This is a genomic window from Ruegeria lacuscaerulensis (assembly GCF_013034745.1).
GTDB classification, from domain to species: Bacteria; Pseudomonadota; Alphaproteobacteria; order Rhodobacterales; family Rhodobacteraceae; genus Ruegeria; species Ruegeria lacuscaerulensis_B.
The window spans coordinates 1-1172 of sequence record NZ_WQGP01000029.1 but is presented as its reverse complement, the minus strand read 5'-3'; the positions used below and the strand labels follow the sequence as shown (position 1 = coordinate 1172).

Below are 1172 nucleotides of genomic sequence, written 5' to 3'. Positions count from 1 at the left end.
ATGGCAAAGGAAAAGTTTGAGCGTACAAAACCGCACGTCAACATCGGCACGATTGGCCACGTTGACCATGGTAAAACCACGCTGACCGCAGCGATCACCAAGTATTTCGGTGACTTCAAAGCGTATGACCAGATTGACGGTGCGCCGGAAGAGAAAGCGCGCGGGATCACCATCTCGACCGCCCACGTGGAATACGAGACCGAGAACCGCCACTACGCGCACGTTGACTGCCCCGGCCACGCCGACTACGTCAAGAACATGATCACCGGTGCTGCCCAGATGGACGGCGCGATCCTGGTTGTGAACGCCGCTGACGGCCCGATGCCGCAAACGCGCGAGCACATCCTGCTGGGCCGCCAGGTTGGCATCCCGAAGATGGTCGTGTTCATGAACAAAGTTGACCAGGTTGACGACGAAGAGCTGCTGGAACTGGTGGAAATGGAAATCCGCGAGCTGCTGTCTTCGTACGAATACCCCGGCGACGATATTCCGATCGTTGCAGGTTCGGCTCTGGCCGCGATGGAAGGCAACAACCCTGAAATCGGCGAAGAGAAGATCAAGGAACTGATGGCGGCCGTTGATGAGTATATCGACACCCCCGAGCGCGCTGTTGACCAGCCGTTCCTGATGCCGATCGAAGACGTGTTCTCGATCTCGGGCCGTGGTACCGTTGTGACCGGTCGTGTTGAGCGTGGCGTGATCAACGTTGGCGACGAGATTGAAATCGTCGGCATCCGCGACACTTCGAAAACCACCTGCACCGGCGTTGAAATGTTCCGTAAGCTGCTGGACCGCGGTGAAGCGGGCGACAACATCGGCGCGCTGCTGCGTGGTGTTGACCGTGATGGCGTTGAGCGTGGCCAGGTTCTGTGTAAGCCGGGTTCGGTTACACCGCACACCAAGTTCGAAGCCGAAGCCTACATCCTGACCAAGGAAGAAGGCGGTCGTCACACTCCGTTCTTCGCGAACTACCGTCCTCAGTTCTACTTCCGTACAACTGACGTGACCGGCACCGTGACCCTGGCGGAAGGCACCGAGATGGTCATGCCTGGCGACAACGTGTCGTTCGGCGTTGAGCTGATCGCGCCGATCGCGATGGAGCAGGGCCTGCGCTTCGCGATCCGCGAAGGCGGCCGCACTGTCGGCGCCGGCGTTGTGTCGAAAATCACTGA

1 protein-coding gene is annotated in these 1172 nt (G+C 59.2%); it reads left to right on the top strand.

Features of this window, described 5'->3' with window-relative positions; all coding sequences use genetic code 11:
• A partial coding sequence (tuf, locus tag GOV79_RS22250; protein WP_170791795.1) for an elongation factor Tu occupies positions 1-1172 on the top strand: 1172 nt, incomplete at both ends.